Source organism: Nocardiopsis changdeensis (assembly GCF_018316655.1).
Lineage (GTDB): Bacteria > Actinomycetota > Actinomycetes > Streptosporangiales > Streptosporangiaceae > Nocardiopsis > Nocardiopsis changdeensis.
Map to the genome: position 1 here is coordinate 1,961,317 of NZ_CP074133.1, position 21,853 is coordinate 1,983,169.

At 74.9% G+C, this 21,853-nt stretch carries 20 protein-coding genes; 7 read left to right on the forward strand and 13 right to left on the reverse strand.

Annotated features, from left to right (window positions below):
* The first annotated feature begins 39 nt into the window (after positions 1–39).
* Both KGD84_RS09065 and KGD84_RS09070 read left to right on the forward strand, forming a co-directional pair.
* The gene (locus KGD84_RS09065) at positions 40–645 is read left to right on the forward strand and encodes a TetR/AcrR family transcriptional regulator (RefSeq protein WP_220559811.1); all 606 of its coding nucleotides are present in this window, start codon (positions 40–42) and stop codon (positions 643–645) included.
* 145 nt (positions 646–790) lie between these two features.
* A complete protein-coding gene (locus tag KGD84_RS09070; protein ID WP_220559812.1) occupies positions 791–1,354 on the forward strand; it encodes a hypothetical protein in 564 nt (187 codons plus the stop codon).
* A 395-nt stretch (positions 1,355–1,749) separates the two neighbouring features.
* On the opposite strand, the gene KGD84_RS09075 is transcribed toward KGD84_RS09070, so the two are convergent.
* Together KGD84_RS09075 and KGD84_RS09080 are read right to left on the reverse strand one after the other, a co-directional pair.
* Complete coding sequence (locus tag KGD84_RS09075; protein ID WP_220559813.1) at positions 1,750–3,090, reverse strand: GH1 family beta-glucosidase; 1,341 nt, start codon at positions 3,088–3,090, stop codon at positions 1,750–1,752.
* Positions 3,091–3,197: 107 nt separating this feature from the next.
* On the reverse strand, positions 3,198–4,568 hold the full coding sequence (locus KGD84_RS09080) for an MFS transporter (RefSeq protein WP_220559814.1): 1,371 nt from the start codon (positions 4,566–4,568) through the stop codon (positions 3,198–3,200).
* 254 nt (positions 4,569–4,822) lie between these two features.
* Here KGD84_RS09080 and KGD84_RS09085 point away from each other — a divergent pair, with 254 nt between their 5' ends.
* The 3 genes from KGD84_RS09085 to KGD84_RS09095 all read left to right on the forward strand — a co-directional run bounded on the left by KGD84_RS09085 (position 4,823) and on the right by KGD84_RS09095 (position 8,022).
* Complete coding sequence (locus KGD84_RS09085) at positions 4,823–5,632, forward strand: glyoxalase (RefSeq protein WP_370634444.1); 810 nt, start codon at positions 4,823–4,825, stop codon at positions 5,630–5,632.
* Between the two features lie 124 nt (positions 5,633–5,756).
* Positions 5,757–6,818: an ATP-binding cassette domain-containing protein gene (locus KGD84_RS09090; RefSeq protein ID WP_220559815.1), complete on the forward strand. Its 1,062-nt coding sequence runs from the start codon at positions 5,757–5,759 to the stop codon at positions 6,816–6,818.
* 364 nt (positions 6,819–7,182) lie between these two features.
* Positions 7,183–8,022 (forward strand): ABC transporter permease, encoded by an 840-nt coding sequence (locus KGD84_RS09095; RefSeq protein WP_220559816.1) that lies wholly within the window; start codon positions 7,183–7,185, stop codon positions 8,020–8,022.
* A 303-nt stretch (positions 8,023–8,325) separates the two neighbouring features.
* Here the strand turns inward: KGD84_RS09095 and KGD84_RS09100 are convergent, their stop codons facing one another.
* From KGD84_RS09100 to map, 9 genes are all read right to left on the reverse strand, one after another.
* Positions 8,326–8,967 carry a PadR family transcriptional regulator gene (locus KGD84_RS09100; protein ID WP_220559818.1) on the reverse strand — a complete coding sequence of 214 codons (642 nt, stop codon included), beginning with the start codon at positions 8,965–8,967 and terminating at the stop codon, positions 8,326–8,328.
* A gap of 91 nt (positions 8,968–9,058) precedes the next feature.
* On the reverse strand, positions 9,059–11,026 hold the full coding sequence (locus KGD84_RS09105) for an acyl-CoA dehydrogenase family protein (protein WP_220559819.1): 1,968 nt from the start codon (positions 11,024–11,026) through the stop codon (positions 9,059–9,061).
* A 514-nt stretch (positions 11,027–11,540) separates the two neighbouring features.
* Positions 11,541–12,791 (reverse strand): sulfotransferase family protein, encoded by a 1,251-nt coding sequence (locus tag KGD84_RS09110; protein ID WP_255646419.1) that lies wholly within the window; start codon positions 12,789–12,791, stop codon positions 11,541–11,543.
* Between the two features lie 84 nt (positions 12,792–12,875).
* Positions 12,876–13,142, reverse strand: coding sequence for a helix-turn-helix domain-containing protein (locus KGD84_RS09115; RefSeq protein ID WP_220559820.1), 267 nt, complete (start codon positions 13,140–13,142; stop codon positions 12,876–12,878).
* A gap of 140 nt (positions 13,143–13,282) precedes the next feature.
* A complete protein-coding gene (locus KGD84_RS09120; protein WP_220559821.1) occupies positions 13,283–14,260 on the reverse strand; it encodes a S66 peptidase family protein in 978 nt (325 codons plus the stop codon).
* Positions 14,261–14,320: 60 nt separating this feature from the next.
* Positions 14,321–15,691 (reverse strand): M20/M25/M40 family metallo-hydrolase, encoded by a 1,371-nt coding sequence (locus KGD84_RS09125; protein WP_220559822.1) that lies wholly within the window; start codon positions 15,689–15,691, stop codon positions 14,321–14,323.
* Positions 15,692–15,762: 71 nt separating this feature from the next.
* The gene (locus KGD84_RS09130) at positions 15,763–16,596 is read right to left on the reverse strand and encodes a M55 family metallopeptidase (protein WP_220559823.1); all 834 of its coding nucleotides are present in this window, start codon (positions 16,594–16,596) and stop codon (positions 15,763–15,765) included.
* 60 nt (positions 16,597–16,656) lie between these two features.
* Positions 16,657–17,454: a HEAT repeat domain-containing protein gene (locus KGD84_RS09135; protein ID WP_220559824.1), complete on the reverse strand. Its 798-nt coding sequence runs from the start codon at positions 17,452–17,454 to the stop codon at positions 16,657–16,659.
* 44 nt (positions 17,455–17,498) lie between these two features.
* Positions 17,499–18,350 (reverse strand): type I methionyl aminopeptidase, encoded by an 852-nt coding sequence (map, locus tag KGD84_RS09140; RefSeq protein WP_220559826.1) that lies wholly within the window; start codon positions 18,348–18,350, stop codon positions 17,499–17,501.
* Between the two features lie 106 nt (positions 18,351–18,456).
* Here map and KGD84_RS09145 point away from each other — a divergent pair, with 106 nt between their 5' ends.
* Both KGD84_RS09145 and npdG read left to right on the forward strand, forming a co-directional pair.
* Positions 18,457–18,645 (forward strand): hypothetical protein, encoded by a 189-nt coding sequence (locus KGD84_RS09145; RefSeq protein WP_220559827.1) that lies wholly within the window; start codon positions 18,457–18,459, stop codon positions 18,643–18,645.
* A gap of 46 nt (positions 18,646–18,691) precedes the next feature.
* Positions 18,692–19,387, forward strand: a complete 696-nt coding sequence (npdG, locus tag KGD84_RS09150) for an NADPH-dependent F420 reductase (protein WP_220559828.1) — start codon at positions 18,692–18,694, stop codon at positions 19,385–19,387.
* Between the two features lie 55 nt (positions 19,388–19,442).
* Here npdG and KGD84_RS09155 read toward each other — a convergent pair whose 3' ends face one another.
* Positions 19,443–20,483, reverse strand: a complete 1,041-nt coding sequence (locus KGD84_RS09155) for an LLM class F420-dependent oxidoreductase (protein WP_220559829.1) — start codon at positions 20,481–20,483, stop codon at positions 19,443–19,445.
* A gap of 195 nt (positions 20,484–20,678) precedes the next feature.
* The gene (panB, locus tag KGD84_RS09160; protein ID WP_220559830.1) at positions 20,679–21,524 is read right to left on the reverse strand and encodes a 3-methyl-2-oxobutanoate hydroxymethyltransferase; all 846 of its coding nucleotides are present in this window, start codon (positions 21,522–21,524) and stop codon (positions 20,679–20,681) included.
* Positions 21,525–21,853: the final 329 nt, after the last annotated feature.

The following is a 21,853-nucleotide window of genomic DNA, read 5'->3' on the forward strand; positions in this document are numbered from 1 at the left end:
GGCCGGGCGTCCGCACGGTGGTGAGCGAGGGGGCGACGGTTGGGGACCGCAGCGGAGCGCGAACCCAGACAGGAGCGCAGCCGGGCCACCCGCGCCCGGCTGCTGGAGGCGGCCGTGGACCGCCTGGCCGGGCACGGGGTGGCCGGGGCCACCGTCGGGGCGGTCGCCGAGGCGGCCGGGGTGTCCCGGGGGGCGGCACAGCACCACTTCCCGACCCGCGAGGACCTGTTCCTCGCGGCCATGCGGCACATGCTCGACACCCGGGGCGCCGAGCTGCGCCGCCGCATCGCCGAGGTCCCCGAGGGGCCCGGGCGGACCGAGGCCGTGGTGGAGGTGGCCGTGGACGCGTTCACCGGGGACGACTTCCGGGCCGCGCTACAGCTGTGGGCGGCCGCCGCCAGCGACCCCGCCCTGCGCGAGAGCGTCGTCCCGATGGAGGAGCAGGTGGGGCGCGAGCTGCACCGGGCCGCGGTGGAGCTGCTGGGGGCGGACGAGTCGCGGCCCGGGGTGCGCGAGGCCGTCCAGGCCACCCTCGACCTGGCCCGCGGCCTGGGGCTGGCCAACCTGCTCACCGACGACACCGCACGTCGCAGGCGCATCGTGCGCCAGTGGGCCGGAATGCTCGACACGGTCCTGGCCGGATGAGGCCGCGCGTCCGGGCCTCCCGCGATGGCGGCACCGCGAACGCGGTGTTTATCATCGGAAGCCCGGCCGTCACCGAACGTGCCGACACCCCCGGTGGCGCCTCCCCCGAGAGAACAGCCTCACAACAGGAAAAGGCGGTGGACAGGTGAGTGCGGACGCGGGCAGGGACATCCCCGCCCTGGCCAGGAGAGCACTGGACGCCTTCGCGGAGAGCGCCGCGCGCCGCAGGGACCGGGACGCGCTCATGGACGAGGCCTTCGCCGCGCTGTTCGACCTCTACCGGGCGACCGACCGCGCCGCGCGCCGGTCGCCCGCCGGCCGCGAGTTCACGTCCACCCTCGCCGAGCTGCTGGTCAGCGGGAACAACCCCGACCGGCTCGGCCTGTACGTGGTGCGCAGCCAGACCGCCGCCGAGAACGGCCGCTACGAGGGCTACCGGCCCGCCTGCTGGCGCCGGTCCATGCTCCAGATCCTCGCCGAGGAGTTCGTGCCCTGGCGCGAGTTCCTGCGCCAGGAGGACCTGGAGGCGGTGGTGCGCATCGACGACGCGCTGGAGGCGGTGGCCGAGACCGCGGTGTCCTCCGCGGGCGAGGAGGTGCCCGACTGGGTGCCCGATTCGCACTGGTGGTGGTGGGAGCCCGCCCGCAAGCGCGGCGAGCACGCCCCCGAGCGGTTCGACAGCGGCCCCCTGGACCCCGTCGCCGAGTAAGCCCCCGGTCGGCGCCGTGCGGCGCCGCGCACGGCCGCCGATGGTCGCGGTGCCGCTGATGCGGATGCGTCTCCGGTGCGCTCCGGGACCCTCTCCGGCGGAGCCCGGCTTGGCGCACGGCCGCCGGGGGCGGCGGTGCCGCCGACACGGAAATGGCTCCGGTGCGCGCAGGGCCTCTTCGGTGGAATCCGGGGCGGTGCACGGCAGCCGGGGCGACGGTGTCACGTGGCCCTGGGACCGTTGGCACGGATGTGGCTCCGGTGCACCCTGGTGGTGCGCGTGGGTCCTTTCCGGCGGAGCCGAGAGGGCGGTGGGCGGCCCTGGGGCCGCCGACACGTATGCGCCTCCGGTGCGGGCCGGGGCGCGGCCGGTGGGTCGGCCGCGCCCCGGGGCGATCAGGCGGGGGAGTCGGGCGCCCCGGTGCGGGCGGCGATGATGTCGCGGTAGCGGGCGAAGGAGTCCTTGGGCGTGCGGACCTGGGTCTCGTGGTCCACGTGCACCAGGCCGAACCGCTGGTGGTAGCCCTCCGCCCACTCGAAGTTGTCGGTGAGCGTCCACACGAAGTAGCCGCGCACGTCCGCTCCCCGCGCGCGGGCCGCGTCCACGGCGGCGATGTGCGACTCCAGGTAGGCGATGCGCCCGGGGTCGGCGACCCGGCCGTCGACCACGGTGTCCTCGCAGGAGCAGCCGTTCTCGGTGACGTACAGCGGCGGCAGCGCCTCCCCGTACCTCTCCGACAGCCCCACCAGCGTGTCGGTCAGCCCCTCGGGGACCACCGGCCACCCGAACGCCGTCGTGGGCACCCCGGTGATCTCGCCCAGCGCGAACGGCAGCCCCGCCCCCTCCTCCGGCGCCAGGACCAGGCTCGGGTTGTAGTAGTTGACGCCGATGCCGTCCGCGCTGCCCGCGATGACCCCGAGGTCCCCCTCGCGCACCCCCGGCACCTCCGCCGCGCCGAACGCCGACAGGTCCGGGTAGGAGCCCAGCAGCACCGGGTCGGTGAACAGCCGGTTGTGCAGGGCGTCGTAGGCCGCCCCCGCCGCCAGGTCGGCCCCGGTCGGGTCCTGGGGGCCGCGCACCGGGCTCAGGTTGTTGGTGAGCAGGGCCTCCAGGCCGCGCGAGCGCAGCTCCGCGGCGGCCAGGCCATGGGCGAGCAGCAGGTGGTGCGCCACCGCCAGGACTCCGGGGACCTCCAGGGCGTGACCCGGGGCGTGGGTCCCGAACGCGTGCCCGTAGGCCATGTGGACCACCGGCTCGTTCAGGGTGATCCACCGCGGGACCCGGTCGCCCATCCGGTCGGCGACCACCGCCGCGTAGTCGGCGAACGCCGACGCGGTGTCCCGCGACGACCAGCCGCCCGCGTCCTCCAGGGCCTGGGGCAGGTCCCAGTGGAACAGGGTCGGGAACGGGGTGATGCCCCGCTCCAGCAGGGCGTCGACCAGCCGGTCGTAGAAGTCCAGGCCCGCCTTGTTCACCGGCCCGGTGCCCTGCGGCACCACCCGCGGCCAGGCGACCGAGAAGCGGTAGGCGTTCACGCCCAGCCGGTCGAGCAGGTCCACGTCCTGCTGCCAGCGGTGGTAGTGGTCGCAGGCCACGGCCGGGCTGTGGCCGTCGCGGACGGCGCCCGGGCGGGCGGCGAAGGTGTCCCAGACCGACGGGCCGCGGCCGTCCTCGGCCAGGGCCCCCTCCACCTGGAACGCGGCCGAGGCCACACCCCACAGGAACGGTGACGACATAACGGATCCGCCTTTCGTGCACGGGTGCCCTCCGGTGCCGGGTCCGGAAGCGGAGACCGGCCGGGGAGGGCGGGGACAGGGGTACGGGGTACGGGCGGGGGCGCGGGTCAGGCCACCCCCTTGATGCGCCACACCAGGACGGCGCCCAGCAGGGTCAGCAGGCCGCAGACCGTGTACAGGACCGGGTAGCCGCCCAGGTACACCACGATCGGGCCGGCCAGCGCCGGGGCGATCACCTGCGGGCCGGCGCTGGCGATGTTCACGATCCCCAGGTCCTTGGCGCGGCCCTCGGCGGCCGGGAGGACCTCGGTGACCAGGGCGTTGTCCACCGACAGGTAGATGCCGAACCCGACGCCCAGCACCACCGCGCACGCGATCGTCATCGGCCAGGACGGGAACAGCGCCACCAGGAACGCCGGGAGCGCGCACACCGCGCCGGACACGCACACCGGTCCGCGGCGGCGCCCCCAGCGGTCGGAGAGCACGCCCGCGACCACGGTGGTCGCCACCACAGCGGCCGTGTAGACCAGGATCAGCAGGAGCAGGCCGTCGGTGGCCGAGGAGCCCGGGAAGAGCTCCTCGTAGCCGATGCCGTCGCGCAGGAAGTACAGCAGGTAGAGGGTGAACATGGCGTTGCCGGTCTGCATGAGGAACCGGGTGAGCCAGGCCCAGGCGAAGTCGGGGTGGCGGCGCGGGGACACCCAGAAGCCGCGGCCCAGGTCGCGCCAGGGCGGGCGGGCCCCGCGCGGCAGCGGGGGGTCCGGGGACAGCAGGGCGAAGGGCAGGGCGCAGGCGATGAGCAGCACGCCGATGAGCGTGTAGCCCGGGGCGACGCGGGTGACCACCGCGGTCACCAGCACCACGGCGACCACCACGCCCGCGGACTGGGGGATGCCGACCCAGCCGGAGACCGCGCCGCGCTGGCGGACCGGGACGCGGTCCGGGACGGCGGCGAGCAGGGTGGCGTTGAGCAGGGACAGGGCCGCCTGGACCAGCGACCAGCCGACGAGGACGCCCGCCACGCTGTCCTGGCGGCCCAGGACGGTCAGGCCGATCCCGCCCAGGACGGCGCCCAGCAGCACCCACGGGCGGCGGCGGCCCAGGCGGCCGGTGGTGCGGTCGGACAGCGCCCCGGCCAGGGGGGTGCCGAGCGTGGCCACGAGGGCGCCGACTCCCGTGACCCAGGCCAGGGCGGTCTCCTTGCCCTCCGGGGCGATCGCCCCGACCTGCTCGGGGAGGAGGACCTGGAGGGGGCCGAAGAACGCCATCCACATGCCGAGGTTGGCCAGGCTGATCCCGGCCACCCACAGGGCGCCGACGGGGGAGGCGGGCTCGGCGAGGGCCTCGGGGACCGGTTCGGAGGTGGTCGCGGCCCCGGCGGGGGAGGTGGCCGCGGTGTCGGGGGCGGTGCCGGTGCCGGGGGGCGGGTCGGCGGGGCCGGGGCGTTCGGAGGGCGGGGGCGCCGGGGGTGTGCGCACGGATCACCTGCCTAACGTGAATTGTCTTCATGTTAGGTGGGTCACAGGCACGGGTGGAAGTCCGAGGCGGCATTTCCCGCGATTGATCAAAGTTGATTAGTGGGAGTGGTGTGGTCTAGGCTCGCACCACTGATCAAATTTGATCACTCCTGTGTGTCGGGGCGTCGATGGCCCGGCTGCGGACTGCGGGGCCGGGGTGGCCGGGCTTTCGGGTCTCGTGGTGCCAGGGGGAGTGGTGTGGCGAAGGAGGGGTCGTGGGCGAAGGCGTCGCGGAGGCCGGGGGCGGGATCGGCGGGAGTGTGGAGGAGGGCGGGCCGGCGGTGCGGGATGCGCCGCCGGGGGTGCGCCCGAACGAGACCACGATCCCCCTGCTGCCGTGTGTCTCGGCGGAGGAGACGCTGGACTTCTTCCAGTCCCTCGGGTTCGAGGTGACCTACCGGCAGCACCGGCCCTACCTCTACCTCGCGTTCCAGTGGAGCGGAATCCACCTGCACTACGGGCGGGCGCCCAAGGGGCTCGACCCCGCGCTGGAGGAGAGCGGCGGCTGCCTGGTCCTGGTCGACGACGTGGCCGCCTACCACGCGGCGCTGGTGGCGTCCGTGCGTGCGGCCAAGGGGCGGGTGCCGACCCGGGGGCTGCCCCGGATCACCCGCTACCGGCCCGGAGCGAGCCGGTTCACGGTGATGGACCCCTCGGGCAACTCGATCATGGTCATCCAGCGAGACGAGCCCGAGGACCTGGAGTACGGGGGGTCGCCGGATCTGGAGGGCCTGGCCCGCGTCCTGGACGGCGCCCGCATCATCCGCGACTTCAAGCTCGACGACCGGATGGCCTGGCGCTTCCTCAAGTCGGGGCTGCGCAGGCACGGCGACGGGGCTCCGCCCGTGGAACGGGCGATGGCGCTGGCGATGCTGATCGAGCTGTCCGTCCCGCTCGGCGAGAAGGAGCGGAGTGCCGAGTGGATCGGGCAGTTGCGGGGGATCGGGCTCACGGAGGCGGAGCGGGCCCGTGTCGAGGCGGAGCTCCGCAACGCCGGCGAGCTCCGGCGCTGGCTGTCCGACTGAGCGGCGCCGCGCCGCCGGTGGGCCGGACGTTTGAAGAACATCAGGTAATCAAGTTTGACTAGGGGGCGGGGTGGGCAGTACCCTCCTCCGGGTAGTCAAACTTGATCAGTCATGGGGAGGGTCCATGGAGAACAGCGAGCCCGCCGTTCTGGTGGAAGGGCTGCACAAGGCCTACGGCGACACGCGTGCGCTGGACGGTCTCGACATGACCGTGGAGCGGGGGACGGTGCACGCCATCCTGGGGCCCAACGGCGCGGGCAAGACCACGCTGGTCCGGACCCTGGCCACCCTGCTGCGGGTGCAGCGGGGACGGGTGGAGGTGGACGGGGTCGACGTCGCCACCCGGCCGCGCGACGTCCGGCGCCGCATCGGGCTGCTCGGCCAGCACGCGGCACTGGACGAGGAGCTGTCCGGGCGGCAGAACCTCGAACTGTTCGGCCGCCTGCACCACCTGGGCGACCGCCGGGCCGCCACCCGCGCCGGCGAACTGCTGGAGCGGTTCGGCCTGGCCGACACCGGCAAGCGCCCGGTGTCCGGGTACAGCGGGGGCATGCGCCGCCGCCTGGACCTGGCGGCCTCGCTCATCGTCGACCCGGCGGTGCTGTTCCTGGACGAGCCGACCACCGGCCTGGACCCGCGCGGGCGCACCGAGGTGTGGGAGTCGGTCCGCTCGCTGGTGGGCGCGGGGACCACGGTGCTGCTCACCACCCAGTACCTGGAGGAGGCGGACCAGCTGGCCGATCTCATCAGCGTGGTCGACGGCGGCCGGGTGATCGCCGAGGGCACCGCCGACCGGCTCAAGGGGATGGTCGGCGGCGACCGGCTCGACGTGGTCATCGCGGACCCGGGCCGCCTGGCCGAGGCCGCCGTCGTGCTGGGACGCCTCTTCGGCGGCTCCGGCGCGTTCGACCTTGACCAACTGGTCAAGTTTGACCAGTCGTCCGGGGAGGGTGAGCGCGCACGCCGCATCAGCCTCCCGGTCGCCGACCGGCGGGGCGCATTGGCCCGCGCCGTCCGGGCGCTGGACGCGGAGGGGATCGAGGCGGAGGACCTGGCCGTCCGCCGCCCCACCCTGGACGAGGTCTTCCTCCGCCTCACCGGATCCCCCGCCGAGCCCCCCGCGGACGCCGCCGGGGCCCCGGCCTCGCCCGCCGCGGGCGTCCCCGCCGCCCCGGGCACCACGTGACCGACCCGCGCACCCCGGCCCCGCGGCTCCGCCCCGCGCGCTCCGGCACCCGCCCGGACCCGCGCGAGGCCACCCGCGACCGGCCCCTGCCCGGCAGGGGCGGTGCCCGGTGGGGCCGCAACCGCGCCCCGGCCGGCGGGGGCGGTGCCTCACGGGGCGGGGGAGGTGCCCTGCACCGGGAGACCGGCACCCCGCGGAATGGCGATGGTGCCCTGCCCCCTGGGAGCGGGGGCCTGACCGGCTGGGACGGCGCCCCGGCTGCCGGGGGCAACTCCCTGCGGGACGGGGGAGGCGCCCTGCCCGGCGGGGGCGGGGACGGACATCCGGGGCGGGCCCCGGCCGCTGACGACGATCGGAGAAGGACATGACACGCACGACCGACCTGTACGACGCCCGGGCGCACGAGGAGGAACTCGGAGCCCTCGCCCGCTGGGCGGGCGACTCCTGGACGATGACCCGCCGGGAGTTCGCCCGCTGGGCCCGCAACCCGTGGGGCCCGGTCATCGGGCTGCTCTTCCCGGTGATGATGCTGGTGCTCTTCGCGCTCTTCCTCGGCGGGAGCATGACCGTCGCCGGCGGCGGCGACTACACCGAGTTCCTGGTCCCCGGCCTGCTGGTGCTCACCATGGCGTTCGGCCTGGAGGGCACGATGACCGCCATCACCCGTGACCTGGAGCGCGGGGTGCTGGACCGGTTCCGCTCCCTGCCCATGGCCTCCACCGCCGTGCTGGTCGGGCGCGGGGTCGCCGACCTCCTGGAGTCCGTCGCGGGCCTGCTCATCGTGCTCGCCGCCGGCTTCGCCCTCGGCTGGCGCTGGCACGGCAGCCTGGGCGCGGCACTGGGCGCGGTGGGCCTGCTGCTCCTGCTGCGCGCCGCGATGCTGGCCTGCGGCGTCTGGCTGGGGCTGGTCGTGGGGCGGCCGGAACTGGTGATGGCGGTGCAGATCCTGGTGTGGCCGGTGGCCTTCACCTCCAGCGCCTTCGCCTCCCCCGAGGCCATGCCGGGGTGGCTGGGCGCGGTCGCCGAGTGGAACCCGATGTCGGCGACGGCCACCGCGGTCCGCGACCTGTTCGGCAACCCCGGCGCGGCGGGCACCTCCTGGGCGGCGGAGAACGCCCTGTTCCTGGCGGTGCTGTGGCCGGTGCTGCTGCTCCTGGTCGCCTGCCCGATGGCCGCGGCCCGATTCCGGTCCCTGTCCCGCTGACCCGGCCGTGGGCATCCGCGGGGTCCGACCGGATCCCGCGGACACCCGCTCCGTACCTGGACGCCCGGGGGAGGACGACCTGTCCGCCCCCGGGCGCCCGTGCGTTCCCGCCCACGCCCCGCGCTCCGTATACCGGGCCCCCGGGAGCCCCTGGCCGCGCCCCACGTTTCGCCTACCGGGTTCCCGTGAGTTCCCGTCCGCGTCCTGCGTTTCGCTTACCGGACTCCCGGGCGTTCTCCCGTGCCGCGCACGCCGCTCCGGGTGCCCCGGCTCCTCCCGGGCACCGCCCCCCGGGAGCCGGGGTCAGGCCGGGGGCTCGCCGATCCGCCAGGCCGCCATGAGCTCGGGGTTGTCCTCGGCGAACACGCCCTCGAAGGGGTTCCCGCCCTCGCCCGCGAACGAGTGCGCGCCCGTCTCGATGCGCTCGATCAGCCGCCGCGTCCACTCCGCCTCCGCGCGGCCCACGGCCAGCCACATGCCCATGATCTCGCCGATATGGCCCATGGTGTCGGCGTACTCGTCGGGGATGTAGTGGCTGCTGACCGAGTCCTGCCAGGCCTTCAGCCCCTCCTCGCGGACGCTCAGCAGCTCGACCACCTCGTGGCGGGGCAGGTCCACCATGAACCCCAGGCCGGCCGAGAGCATGTCCCGCCGCTCGTCGTGCGCGGACAGCGCCCGCCGCAGCAGCGAGAAGTACTCCTCGACGCCCTCCGGGGTGATCTCGTACTCGGTGCGGGGCGGGCCGCCCGCGGTGGAGGGCGCGGTGTCGTGCGCGCGCAGCAGGCCCTGCTTGGCCAGCTGCTTCAGGGCGTGGTAGACCGACCCCGGCTTGGCGTTGGACCACTCGTCGGCGCCCCAGAACTCCAGGTCGTTGCGCACCTGGTAGCCGTGCGCCCGGCCGTGCAGGCGGACCGCCCCCAGGACCAGCAGCCGGATGGCCGACATGCCACACCCTCCCCGTTCGGCAACGGAATGCTAATCAACTTTGACTACTCTATCCGACGGGTGCGGCCCGCGCCCAGGGCCGCACCCCCGGTCACCCGCGGGCCGGGGCCGTGTCGCCCTGCCGCCGGTGCTCGGAGCCCAGCGCGATCGGCGCCGCCAGCCACTCGTCGCGCAGCCCGAACGCGTCGACCAGCTGCACCGCGTACGGCCGCAGCCCCCGGCACAGGTCGTCCACCGCCCGCGTCACCGCCTTGGTCCGCGCCGTCGACAGCCGCTCGTGCTCCAGGAACCAGGCGCGGTCCTCCTCGATCACGGACATCACGTACAGGTCGCACACGCGGTTGAGCAGCTTGGCCGTCGCCTTGTCGCCGCACCGGTCGATCCCGGCCACGAACGCCTCCAGCACCACCCGGTCCATGTGCGCCCGCCCGGCGGCCAGCACGTGGTCCTGGGCCCGGTTGAACACCTCGAACGCGTCGCCGCCGTCCTTCCCGGCGCGGCGCAGCCGCCCGGCCAGGCCCTCGATGATGTGCTCCTCCCGGTCCTCGAACAGCTCCAGGTGCCAGCCCCGGTTGTACAGGTCGGCGCCGTCGCGTCCGGGGGAGGCCGCGATGAGCCGGTCGATCAGCGGGATCGCCGCGGTCCGCTCGATCACCGTCTCGAACACCCTGCCCGCCATGAACCGGGCCAGCCCCATCGTGTCCAGGTCGCCGAACGAGTCCTGGAAGTTGGTCAGCAGGCCCTTGGTGAGCTGCTGCAGCAGGACCGTGTTGTCGCCCTCGAACGTCGTGAAGATGTCGGAGTCGGCCTTGAGCTGCGGGATGCGGTTCTCCGACAGGTACCCGGCACCGCCGCACGCCTCCCGGCAGGTCTGGATGGTGGCGGTCGCGTGCCAGGTGGAGACGGCCTTCAGCCCCGCCGCCCGCGACTCCAGCTCACGCTGGGCGTGCTCGTCGCGGCGCGGTGCCCGCGACAGCTCGTGCAGCCGCGTCACCAGCTCCTCCTGCGCGAAGTGCAGGGCGTAGGTCCGGGCCAGCGCGGGCAGCAGCTTGCGCTGGTGCGCCAGGTAGTCGAGGATGCGCACCTCCTGCTCGGGCGCGCCGTCGACGCCGGGCCGGGTGAACTGGCGCCGGGTGTCGGCGTAGCGCACCGCGATGGCCAGCGCGGCCTTGGCGGCGCCGCCCGCGCCCCCGGCCACGCTGATGCGGCCGCGGATCAGCGTGCCCAGCATGGTGAAGAACCGCCGGTTGGGGTTCTGGATGGGGCTGGAGTAGGTGCCGTCGGGCGCCACGGTGCCGTACCGGTTGAGCAGGTTGGCGCGGGGCACCCGCACGCCCTCGAACCACAGCCGCCCGTTGTCCACGCCGTTGAGCCCGGCCTTGGGGCCGCAGTCCTCGATCCGCACCCCGGGCATCGGGTCGCCGTGCTCGTCGCGGATCGGCACGAGCAGGGCGTGCACCCCGTGCTCCTCGCCGTCGGCGTGCAACTGGGCGAACACGACCGCCATGCGGCCGTCCCGGGCGGCGTTGCCGATGTAGTCCTTGCGCGCCGACTCGTCGGGGGTGTCGATCACGAACTCTTCGGTGACCGGGTTGTAGGTGGCCGTCGTGCGCAGGTTCTGCACGTCCGAGCCGTGGCCGGTCTCGGTCATCGCGAAGCAGCCGGGCAGCTCCACCGACATGACCCGCGGCAGGTACTCGGTGTGGTGCCGCTCGGTGCCCAGGGCGCGGATCGCCCCGCCGAACAGGCCCCACTGCACGCCCATCTTGACCATGAGGGACAGGTCGGCGACGAGCATCTCGAAGGCCACCACGGAGGCGCCGATGTCGTCCGCGCCGCCCACCGAGGCGGGGAAGCCGTACGCGGGCAGGTCGGTCTCGGCCAGTGCGAGCAGCTGCTTCAGGGTGCGCTCGCGGTGCTCCTCCACGGACAGGCCGTACACGGGGGCGTACAGCTCTCCCCGCAGGACGTCCCGGACGCGTTCGCGCACGTGGGCCCACCGGCCGTCCAGGAGGCCGCGGAGTTCGGCCTCGTCCACCCGCAACGCCTGTTCGCTCATGTCTTCCCCCTGCTGGTCCTCGTCGACGCGGCCCCCTCGTGCCTACCACCCGCGCGGCCGGAGGGGTCGGGAACACGCCCGGTACGGGCGTGTGATCCCAACCTAGCCCCAGGGTTCCGCGCCGGACCGGAGAGGTCCGCCGCCCCGGGGCCCACCCCGGGCGGGTCGCGGGGTCCGTGCGGGGATCGCAGGTCCGGCGGCCCCGGTGCGTCTCACTGCCGGAGAAGCCCGCGTGGGCGGCCGTCCGGTGCGGCCGCAGGGACCGCCGCCCGAGGGCCGCCGGTCTCGGGGCGGCTCAACCTCCGGAGACGCCCGTGCGGACCGCAAGGGCCCTCCTCACGCGGCCACGGGCCCCGGTGCGTCCTGGCCACCGGGCACGCCGGTGCGGGCGGCCGTCCCCGTACGGTCGCATGGACTGCCGGGGCGGTGGCCCTGGCACGCCTCGGCCACCGGAGGCGTCCGCGCGGGTCGCCGGGGCCGCGAGGGGACCGCCGGCCCGGCGGTCCCGGGGGCCTCAGCCTTCGGAGGCGGCCGCGCGGGCGGCGGCGGAGCCGGTCGGGTCCGGGCCGAAGGCCGCGCGCATCTCCCCGGCGGTGAGGCCGTAGCGGTCGAGCCCGTACCTGTGGCCGCCGGGGTTCCGGCGCCGGTCCCGCCGCGTGTACGCGAGCGTGCGGGCCCGGCTGTCCGCGTCGAACTCCTCGCCCAGGCTCCGCCAGACGCGTTCGGCCGCGCCGAGCGGGTCGGACGTCAGCTCGTCGTAGGGCAGGTCGAGGAAGCGTTCGGGGGCGCTCCCGCGCCGCACGGCCCGGGCGCGCTCGGCGGCCCGCGCCCAGATGTCCAGCCACTCGCGGCCGATCCGGCGCGGGTCCACCCCGCGGCAGTGCAGGCGCATCCCCGCCTCGGTCAGGCTCGCCCACGACGGCATCGCCCGGGCGGGGTCGCGGTCGGTCAGGACCACCACCGCGTCGGGGAAGACCGACAGCAGGACGTCCAGGTTGGGCAGGTGCAGCGGGGACTTGAGCACCCAGCGCCGTGCGGGCCGCCCCCACTGGAGCGCCTGGAGCTGCTGTTTGAGGTAGACGTAGTCGGGGGTGGCGTCGCGCCGCTCCAGCCACGCGCGGTAGCCGGGGACGGGGGCGCGGACGTGGTTGTTCAGGCCGTGCGGCAGGAGGAAGACGCACTCCTCCGGCTCCATGGGGTGCATGGGGTGGATCGTCGCGAAGCCCGGGCCCAGGGCGTTCATGCCCCGGATCTGCGTCCGGGCCGAGGCGAGGCGCTCGCGCCTGCCCACCGTGCGCTCCCCGGGCCTGCCCGTGTCGGGGACCGGGCTCAGCAGCTCCCACAGCATCGGGGCGCGGCCCCGGACGTGCCGGGCGAGGAGCCCGTGCCCGAACGTGGTGCCGGTCCGGGGCAGGCCGGTGATGAACACCGGCCGGTCGACGGTCTCGGCGGCGACTTCGGGGCGGGCGTCGAGCAGGTGGAGCATGCGCAGGCGCGTCTCCAGCCGCCGCCGGATCTCGCTCCGCAGGGCGAACCGGCCGACCGGGGTGAGGTCGGGCGACGTCTGCCAGGCGTCGTGGAGGACCTTCAGGTCGGACAAAAAGGGCTCGTCGGGGAGCCGGGGCAGGCCGCTGCGGGAGGAGGCCGCCCGCAGCGCGGCGTCGAAGGACCCCCCGTCCCCGGACCGCCCCTCGAACGGGGCGAGCAGCGCGTTCACGGGTTCCAGCCACCACGCGGGGCGCACGCTCTGAGACGGTCTCTCCACTGGTCCTCCTTCGGTCGCGGACGTGCGGCCACCGGATCAGACCACGGCGGCGGGCGCCGGCGAAAGAGGGGGAAGGGCCCTCGTTCAGGCGCTCACCGGGGCCGCGGCGGCGTCGTCCACGCGGCGCAGCAGGTCGTCCAGGGAGAGGTCGAGGGCGGCGGCGATGGCGGCGACGGTGAAGAAGGCGGGGGTGGGGATGCGCCCGCCCTCGATCTTGCGCAGCGTCTCCACGGAGATCCCGGCCTGCCGGGCCACGTCCACCATGGTGCGGTCGGCGCGGGCGCTGCGCAGCAGCCCGCCGAGCAGGCGTCCGCGTTCGATCTGGGTCTGGGTCAGCGGCTCTCTCACCATGCCGTCGAGTCTAGACTCCCGCCCCGGATTCCGCCGGTATAGGTATCCGATCGCCGGTCCCGAGGGCGCGGACGGGCGGTCCCGGGCCGCCCGACCAGCCGCGCGGCCGGTGCCGGGCGCCGCGCCCGGCACCGGCCGGCTCAGGCCAGGCCGGGGACGGCGAGCTCCAGGGTGCCGTTCTCGGCGTCGAGCAGGGCCGGGACGCCCAGCGGCACCGTCAGCTGGGCGGCGCAGTGCCCCGTCTCCAGCCCCCACAGCACCGGTACCCCCAGCGGGGCGAGGCGGTCGCGCATCAGGTCGGCGATCGCCCCCGGGTCCGGCGGGCAGTCGGTCCACGTGCCCAGCACCACACCGGCCAGGCCGTCCGTCCACCCGGTGCGCAGCAGGTGGGTGAGCATCCGGTCGACCCGCGCCACGTCCTCGCCGACGTCCTCCAGCATGAGGATCCCCCCGGCGGCCGACGCCCGGCTGTGCGGCGTCCCCAGGCCGTCGTTGAGCAGGCTCAGGTTCCCGCCGAACACCACCCCCTCGGCGCGCCCGGGCACCAGCGCGTGCGCGCCCGACGAGGTCAGCACCGTGCGCCGCTCCGGCTCGAACAGGGTCACGCGCAGCTCCTCCTGCGCCACCGGGTCGCCCACGAAGTACTTGGTACCGATCACCGGCCCGTGGACCGTCGCCACGCCCAGCTCCACCGCGAACGCCTCGTGCAGCGCCGTGACGTCGCTGAACCCGATGAGCGCCTTGGGGGCGGCCGCCCGCAGCGCCGCGAAGTCGAGCAGGTCCAGGGTCCGGTGCGCCCCGTCCCCGCCCCGCACACAGAACACCGCGGCCACGTCCGGGTCGCACCACGCCTCCTGGAGGTCGGCGGCCCGGTCGGCGTCCTCGCCCGCCAGGTACGGCAGCACGGGGTGCCGGTCGCGCACGTGCGCCCCGAACTCCACGGCCAGCCCCCAGCGGCGCAGTTCCTCGGCCGCCGTCTCCAGCATCGGCTCCGGGACCGGACTGCACGGCGCCACCAGCCGCACCCGGTCGCCCCTGCGCAGCCGCGGCGGCCGGACCCCCGCCGCCACCCCCCGGTCGGCCACCGCCGTCGGTTCCGTCACGTGTTCCCCCCTCATGGATCCCGGTATCGCCGCGCCCGCCTTGACGGCGCGCGCCCACCCATAACGCTCGGCCGCTCAGGCCCGCAGGAAGCGGTCCAGGGCCCGCACCCCGAACCGCAGCCCCTCCAGCGGCACCCGCTCGTCCACCCCGTGGAGCAGCCCCGTGTAGTCCAGGCCCTCCGGCTGCCAGGACGGCGAGAACCCGTAGCAGTCGATCCCCAGCCGCGCGAACACCTTGGCGTCGGTCCCGCCGGACAGGCACACCGGCACCACGTGCGCCCCGGGGTCCTGCTCCAGCAGGGCGGCGCGCAGCGCGGCGAACGCGGGCGAGTCCACCGGGGCGGACACCGGCGGCGAGGAGTGCGCGTACTCCCACGACACCCGGTCCCCGGTGAGCGCGTCCATCGTGCGCTCGAAGTCCGCGGCGGCCCCCGGCAGCACCCGGCCGTCCACCCCCGCGGTGGCCTCGCCCGGGACCACGTTGACCTTGTACCCGGCGGAGAGCATCGTGGGCGCGGCGCTGTTGCGCAGGGCGGGGGAGACCAGCGGGGCCGCCGTGCCCAGCCGGGCCAGCAGCGCCTCCACCGCCTCGTCGGTGTCGGCGTCCCCAGGGGTACGCTCCACCCCCAGGGCGGCGGCGATGCCGTCCAGGGCGGCCCGCACCACGGGGGTGGGGTGCAGCGGCCAGCGGTGGCCGGCGATCCGCACGACCGCCTCGGCCAGGCTCGCGACGGCGTTGTCCCGGGGTGGGCGCGACCCGTGCCCGGCGGTGCCCGCGGCGCGCAGCGTCAGCCAGGCGCTGCCCCGCTCGGCGGCCCCCACCGGGTACAGCCGCACGGTCCGCCCGTCGGCGCCGCGGGCGTACACGGTCTCGCCGCCGCCCTCGCCGACGGCCTCGGTGCAGCCCTCGAACAGGTCGGCGTGCCGCCGCACCAGGAACTCGGCGCCGTGCTCGGAGCTGTCCTCCTCGTCGGCGACGAACGCCAGCACGATGTCGCGGCGCGGACGCACTCCGGCGCGGGCCCATTCCCGGACGACGGCGGTGACCATGCCGACGGTGTTCTTCATGTCCACGGCGCCGCGCCCCCAGAGCGCGGGCAGCCCGGTGACGGGGCAGTCGGCGATCTCCCCGGAGAACGGGGGCACCGTCCAGTCGGCGGCGTCGGCGGGCACCACGTCCAGGTGGCCGTGGACGAGCAGGGCGGGCGCGTCCGGGTCGGTGCCGGGCACCCGGGCCACCACGTTGGCCCGGCGCGGCTTCGACTCCAGCACCACCGGGGCGAGCCCGGCGTCGGTCAGCGCCTCGGCCGCGTACTCGGCGGCGGCCCGTTCGTCCCCCTCGCCCCCGCCCCGGTTGGTGGAGTCCCGGCGGATCAGCCCCCGGGTGAGGACGACGGCGTCCTCACCGGCCCGGGCGGTGTCGGTGGCGGAGGAGGTGGGGGCCACGGCGCGGCCTTTCTGCGGTTCTGCGGTGCGGGAGGGTGTGCGGGTCCGGGAGGTGGACGCGGGGCGGCCGGTCAGCCGTAGTCCTGCTCCATCGCCTGGGAGATCATCGTGGTGACGGTCTTGAAGCAGCGGATCATCTCGTAGGCGTCCGGCGAGGTGTAGCGGACGCGGCGCGCCCCGGTCCGGGTGACCCCGGGGACGAGGGCGGCGGCCTGCGCCAGGTGGGCGGCGTCCACCTCGACCTCCACGGCCCGGGCGGCGGGCTCCGCGGGGTCCAGGCGCCCGGCGAGCAGGGTGGCCTTCGACGCGGCCAGCCGGATGTCCTCGGCGGTGCGCGCGGGCGGGCGGCAGCGGGCCGCGTACCGGCTCACGTACTCCTTGACCGCGACGGTGCGGGCGAACGGGGCGTAGGTCTCGGCGTCCTCGCAGGCGCGGTCGTCGCCGGTGACCAGGATGACGGGGGTGCCGTACTCGGCGACCACGGCGGCGTTGAGCCGGCCCTCGCTCGCGGGCTCCCCGTCCAGCCACACCCCGGTGACGGCGTTGGGGAGGTAGGTGTGGGCGAGCACGCCCTCCTCGCCCGCGCCGCAGTGGTAGCCCAGGAACACGGCGCCGTCGCAGTCGCCGTGCTGGACGCCCTCCACCATCGACAGCTCCTTGTGGCGGCCGGTGATCATGGTGGCGCGCCCGTCCAGCTCCTCCAGCAGCAGGTTGCGCATGGTGGAGTGGGCCTCGTTGACCAGGACCTCGGTGGCGCCGCCGTCGAACAGCCCGGCGATCGCCGCGTTGACGTCGCCCGTGAACATCGTCCGGCAGCGCTGCCACTGCTCCGTGCCGGGTTCGCAGTCGGCGGGCCAGGTGACGCCGGTGGCGCCCTCCATGTCCGCGGAGATCAGGATCTTCACCCGCCCGACACTAGCCCCCACCGCACTGACCGCGCCAGACATCGCCGGAACAGGCCCGGACTACCGGTCCCCGCGGATCTCCCGGACGTCCCCGGCGGCCTCCCGCACGCCGGGGTCGGGGTCGGCGGCCAGCAGGGAGATCAGGTCGCCGGTGCCGGGGGTGGACCACCCGCAGACCGCCCACACCAGGGCGGAGCGCACCCGCGGGTCGGGGTGGCCGGCCAGCGGGAGCAGCCGGTCCACGGGACCGCGCCGCCGGTGGCCGAACCCCTCCAGCGCCGCGCACAGCGCCGCCGCGTCGCCGTCGGCCGACGCCCGGTCGATGCGCTCCAGCAGCACCCGGGGCGGCGGCCAGGGGCCGTCCGCCGGATGGGGCCTGCGTTCGAGCAGTCTCCGCGATCCGTACGCGCCGCGCACCGGGCAGCCGGCGCACGTGCACGGCGGCCGCCCGTGGGCCCCGGGCAGGTAGCGCCAGCCGACCCCGCGGCGCACGGTCCGGACCGCGCGCACCTCCCGGGCGGTCACCGCCCGGGGCACGAACACCTCCCAGCCGCGCGGGTCCTCCAGCGCGGCGACGGCGCCCACGGCCCCGGCCGCGGTCGTCCGGCGCCCGGGGCCGCCGTAGTGCCCGACCAGGACGGGTTCGCCGTCGGGCAGCAGCAGGTGCACGGCGGCCATGCCCCGGGCGTCCTTCCAGCGGGACAGCTCGCGCAGCCACTGGTGGGTGAGCGTGTAGGAGGGCAGCACCGGGAAGCAGTACACCCCGCGCTGCCCGTCGCGCCCGGGGTTCGCGCGCAGCCCGGACCGCGCCGCGCGCCGGGCGGCCGCGGCGGGCGCCAGGTGGACGAACCGCGCCACGGGACCTCCGGGGGTGCGCTGGGAGGGGAGCCGGGGGACGGCGGCTACGGGAGGGTGAGGATCTCCGCGCCGGTGTCGGTGATGACCAGGGTGTGCTCGAACTGGGCCGTCCATTTGCGGTCGGCCGTCACGGCGGTCCAGCCGTCGTCCCACATGTCGTAGTCGACCCCGCCCAGGGTGATCATCGGCTCGATCGTGAACGTCATCCCGGGCACCATCTCGGTGTCCGCGCGCGGGTCGTCGTAGTGCGGCACCACCAGGCCGGAGTGGAACTCCGGGCCGACGCCGTGCCCGGTGAAGTCGCGCACCACCCCGTAGCCGAACCGCTTGGCGTACGACTCGATGACCCGGCCGATCACGTTGATCCGCCGCCCCGGGCGGCACGCCTTGATGGCGCGCATGGTGGCCTCGCGGGTGCGCTCCACCAGCAGGCGGTGCTCCTCGGACACGTTCCCGGCCAGGAACGTGGCGTTGGTGTCGCCGTGCACGCCGTCCTTGTAGGCGGTGATGTCGATGTTGACGATGTCGCCGTCGGAGACCACCGTGTCGTCCGGGATGCCGTGGCAGATGACCTCGTTGAGCGAGGAGCACAGCGACTTGGGGTAGCCCTTGTACCCCAGCGTGCTCGGGTAGGCGCCGTGGTCCAGCAGGAACTCGTGGCCGATCCGGTCGAGCTCGTCGGTGGTCACCCCCGGCACGACGTGCCTGCCGACCTCCTCCAGCGCCTGCGCGGCGATCCGCCCCGCCACGCGCATCCGCTCGATGGTCTCCGGGGTCTGCACGTCGCCCAGGACGCCCTCCACGGGGTGCTTCCGCCCGACGTACTCGGGGCGGACGATGTGGGAGGGGACCGAACGTTGTGGCGAGATGCGCCCGGGAACCAGCGGAGTAGTCATGGACACGGATTGTAGTTCGTGGCGCCGGCCGGCAGAGGCCGCGCGGGTGTGAGGAACACCCCCGCCCGGGTAGGTGACCGACCAGGAACGAGGAAAGGCGGACGCGGTGGCCGACGTACAGGATGACGGCTGGTGGTACTGCCTCAGGCACAACACCGTCGAGCACGGGGCCGGCTGCCCCAACCGGGAGCGCCTGGGGCCCTATCCGGACGAGGCCACGGCGGCGCGGGCGCTGACCATCGCCGCCGAGCGCAACAGCGACTGGGAGGACGAGGACGAGAAGGACGGGTGGTGAGGGGGCGCGCACCGGATTCCGAACCCGGTTCTGACAGGATCGGCGCATGACCGAAGTGAGCACACCTGAGACCACCGACATCACCGGGCGCACCATCTCCGTCCTGGGCGGGACGGGCGACCAGGGGCGCGGGCTGGCCCGCCGGTTCGCCCTGGCCGGGCACACCGTGTACCTGGGGTCGCGCAGCGCCGAGCGCGCCGAGAAGGCCGCCCGCGAGCTGGTGGAGGCCGAGTCCGCCGCCATCGACGTCCGCGGCCTGGACAACGCCTCCGCCGCGGCCGAGGGCGACATCGTCATCGTGGCCGTTCCCTGGGACGGGCACCGGGAGCTGCTGGAGTCCCTGGCCGGGCCGCTGGCGGGCAAGCTCGTGGTGGACTGCGTCAACCCGCTCGGCTTCGACAAGCGCGGCCCGTTCGCGCTGGACGTGCCCGAGGGCAGCGCGGCGGAGCAGGCCGCCGCGGTGCTGCCGGACAGCACCGTCACGGCGGCGTTCCACCACGTCTCCGCCGTGATCCTCCTGGACCCGGAGGTGGAGACCGTGGACCTGGACGTCCTGGTGCTGGGCGAGGACCGGGCCGCCACCGACACGGTGCGGGCCCTGGCCGAGCTCATCCCGGGCGTGCGCGGGGTGTTCGGCGGGCGGCTGCGCAACGCCCACCAGGTGGAGGCGCTCACCGCGAACCTCATCGCGGTCAACCGCCGCTACAAGACCCACGCGGGGATCCGGATCACCGGCCTGTGAACACCGCGGCGGGGCCGGGGGAGCGCCCCCGGCCCCGCGCCGCGCCCCGTCCGGGTCAGGACACCCAGCCCTTGACCTTCTCGATGAGCGCGGCCGGGTCCTCGCCCACCGGGATGACGTTGAGGCTGGTGACCCCGGCGGTGCGGAACGCCTCCACGCGCTCGCGCACGTACGACTCGGGGCCGACCATGTTGGTCAGCTCCACGAACTCCTCGGGGACGGCGGCGGCCGCCTCGTCCTTCTTCCCGTCCAGGTACAGGTCCTGGATCTTCTCGGCCGCCTCCTCGTAGCCGTAGCGGCGGGCGACGGTGTTGTAGAAGTTCTTGCCCTTGGCGCCCATGCCGCCGACGTACAGGGCGATCATCGGGCGCACGAGGTCGAGCAGCTTCTTGGTGTCCTCGCCCTCGCCGATGGCGAGCAGGCCGCCCGCGGCGATCTCCAGCCCGCCCAGCGACGCGTCGCGCCTGTCCCCGCCCGCCGCCAGGGCCTCGCCCCACACGGTGCCGGCCTTCTCGGGGATGAACAGGTGGGGGAGCCAGCCGTCGGCGATCTCGGCGGTCATCTCCACGTTCTTGACGCCCAGGGACGCCACGTAGATCGGGATCTCGGACCGCACGGGGTGGTTGATGATCTTGAGCGGCCTGCCCAGGCCGGTGCCCTGGTCGGCGGGCAGCGGCAGCCGGAACACCGGGCCGTCGTGGGTGAGGCGTTCCTCGCGCTTCCACACCTTGCGGCAGATCTCGATGGTGTCGCGGGTGCGGGCCAGCGGCTTGACGTAGGGGACGCCGTGGAAGCCCTCGATGACCTGCGGGCCGCTGGCGCCCAGGCCGAGGATCGCCCGGCCGCCGGACAGGTGGTCCAGTCCCGCGGCGGTCATCGCGATGAGCGTGGGGGTGCGGGTGTACAGGGGCAGGATCGCCGAGCCGATGTTCACGGTCTCGGTCCGGGCGGCGATGTAGCCCATGAGGGTGGCGGCGTCGAAGCCGTAGGCCTCGGCGACCCAGACGGTGTCCAGCCCGGCCTTCTCCAGTTCGACCACCTGGTCGACCGCGGCCTTGGGCTCGCCCGCGTACTGGAGCGGCATCGAGATGCGCATGCGTCCTCCCAAGGGCCGGGTGCCCCGGCCCGCGTAGGTGCTGGGATATGAGGCGACTCTACTCCCGAGTACGATTCGGTTCGTGTCCCGCCTCACATGAATCCGGCACCCCGATGCCCGGACCGCCCGTACACGGCGGACGCCGGCCGGGGCGGGTGCCCCGGCCGGCGTCCGTTGCGGGGGACGCCCCGCGGGTCAGCTCGCGTACGAGTGCTCCGCGTCGGGGAAGACCCCGTTGACGACCTCGTCGGCGAACGCCGACGCCGCGTCGCGCAGCGTGTCGTGCAGGTTGGCGTAGGTCTTGACGAACTTGGCCACCCGCGGGCTCAGCCCGGCCATGTCCTGCCACACCAGCACCTGGGCGTCGGTGGCCTTGCCCGCCCCGATGCCCACGGTCGGGATGCCCAGCTGCTCGGTGACCTGGGCGGCCAGGTCGCTGGGCACGCACTCCAGGACGACGGAGAACGCGCCCGCCCGCTCCAGCTCCTTGGCGTCCTTGAGCAGGGCGGCGGCGGCCTCGCCGCGGCCCTGCACCCGGTACCCGCCCAGCGTGTTCACCGACTGGGGGGTCAGGCCCAGGTGGGCCATCACCGGGATGCCCGCCGAAACGAGCAGTTCCACCTGCCGGGCGACGGCGTGGCCGCCCTCCAGCTTCACGGCCTGGGCGCCGCCCTCCTTCATGAACCGGGAGGCGGTCGCCAGGGCCTGCTCGGGGGAGCCCTGGTAGGAGCCGAACGGCAGGTCCGCCACCACCAGCGCCCGCTTGGTGGAGCGGGACACCGCGGCGGTGAGGGGCACCAGCTCGTCCACGGAGACCGGGACGGTGGTGTCGTAGCCGTACACGACGTTGGCCGCCGAGTCGCCGACGAGGAGGACGGGGATGCCCGCCTCGTCGAACACCCGCGCGGTGAGGGCGTCGTAGGCGGTCAGCATCGGCCAGGTCTCGCCGCGCCGCTTGGCGGCGGCCAGGTCGCGGATGGTGACGCGCCGGTTGGTGACCCCGCCGTACAGGGCGGAGGGGGTCTTGTCAGTGGTGCTCATGATGTCTTCCTCCGTTGTCTCGAAGCACCGCGTGGGTGTCCCCGGACGTGTGGACGAAATAGATGTGCGCCGCGCGGACGCGGCGGATGTGCGGCCCCGCGGGGCCGGGGGCGGTCGGGCTCCGGCCGCCGCCGTCGGCGGTGGGAAGGGCCGGGCCCGCGTGCCGTGTGTGCATCATCGCACGGTCGCGCGCGTCCGCTTCCTTCGGGATACAACCGGGACCCGGGGCGGGAACTTCCCCCGTGGCCCTCTCTCTCGGACGGGCGTGCGTCACGCCGCCCGCCCCCGCCGGGCGGACGCGGTCACCGGGAGCGCGCCGCGGGGACGGA

Bases quoted from the DNA above. Each gene is read 5' to 3' on its own strand.
- KGD84_RS09075 (WP_220559813.1), bottom strand. From the start codon at position 3,090: ATGTCGTCACCGTTCCTGTGGGGTGTGGCCTCGGCCGCGTTCCAGGTG.
- KGD84_RS09090 (WP_220559815.1), top strand. From the start codon at position 5,757: ATGGAGAACAGCGAGCCCGCCGTTCTGGTGGAAGGGCTGCACAAGGCC.
- KGD84_RS09095 (WP_220559816.1), top strand. From the start codon at position 7,183: ATGACACGCACGACCGACCTGTACGACGCCCGGGCGCACGAGGAGGAA.
- KGD84_RS09100 (WP_220559818.1), bottom strand. From the start codon at position 8,967: ATGTCGGCCATCCGGCTGCTGGTCCTGGGGGCGGTCCGCCTGCACGGC.
- KGD84_RS09105 (WP_220559819.1), bottom strand. From the start codon at position 11,026: ATGAGCGAACAGGCGTTGCGGGTGGACGAGGCCGAACTCCGCGGCCTC.
- KGD84_RS09115 (WP_220559820.1), bottom strand. From the start codon at position 13,142: ATGGTGAGAGAGCCGCTGACCCAGACCCAGATCGAACGCGGACGCCTG.
- KGD84_RS09120 (WP_220559821.1), bottom strand. From the start codon at position 14,260: ATGAGGGGGGAACACGTGACGGAACCGACGGCGGTGGCCGACCGGGGG.
- map (WP_220559826.1), bottom strand. From the start codon at position 18,350: ATGACTACTCCGCTGGTTCCCGGGCGCATCTCGCCACAACGTTCGGTC.
- npdG (WP_220559828.1), top strand. From the start codon at position 18,692: ATGACCGAAGTGAGCACACCTGAGACCACCGACATCACCGGGCGCACC.
- KGD84_RS09155 (WP_220559829.1), bottom strand. From the start codon at position 20,483: ATGCGCATCTCGATGCCGCTCCAGTACGCGGGCGAGCCCAAGGCCGCG.
- panB (WP_220559830.1), bottom strand. From the start codon at position 21,524: ATGAGCACCACTGACAAGACCCCCTCCGCCCTGTACGGCGGGGTCACC.